The sequence below is a fragment of the Pseudoalteromonas sp. GW168-MNA-CIBAN-0100 genome (assembly GCF_040309225.1).
GTDB lineage: Bacteria > Pseudomonadota > Gammaproteobacteria > Enterobacterales > Alteromonadaceae > Pseudoalteromonas > Pseudoalteromonas arctica.
Genome location: NZ_JBEOOL010000109.1, coordinates 1 through 489 on the forward strand (window position 1 = coordinate 1; position 489 = coordinate 489).

The window sequence follows — 489 nt, forward strand, 5'->3', positions numbered from 1 at the left end:
TCTAGCTCACTAAAGCATTGAGGACACGACCATTTGCGGATATGTAACGGCAAGGAATCGACAACGTAACCGCAGCAATTACAGCGTTTAGAGCTTGGATACCACTTATCAATCTTAACTACAGTTCGACCGTACCACTCAGCTTTGTAGGTAAGTTGGCGCACGAACTCGCCCCAGTTGGCATCGCTAATTGCTTTAGCAAGTTTTCGATTCTTGACCATGTTTTTTACGCTCAGACTTTCACAGCTAATCACTTGATTATCGTTTATCAATTGGGAAGTCAGTTTGTGGGTGAAGTCGTGACGACAATCAGCAATCTTTGCTTGAACGCGAGCGACTTTCTTTCTGGCTTTGTGGAAGTTAGAAGAACCTTTCTTCTTCTTCGATAGCACACGTTGAGTCTTAGCTAGTTTACTAGCGTAACGCTTGGTGTGACGGGGATTTCCAGACTTGAAACCGTTGGAGGCAATAACAAGGTCAGTCAAACCT

Annotated in this window: 1 protein-coding gene; it reads right to left on the minus strand. The window is 44.4% G+C overall.

Features of this window, described 5'->3' with window-relative positions; translation table 11 throughout:
• A partial coding sequence (locus tag AAEY62_RS20250; RefSeq protein ID WP_350635981.1) for an RNA-guided endonuclease TnpB family protein occupies positions 1 to 485 on the minus strand: 485 nt, incomplete at its 3' end.
• Positions 486 to 489 lie beyond the last annotated feature (4 nt).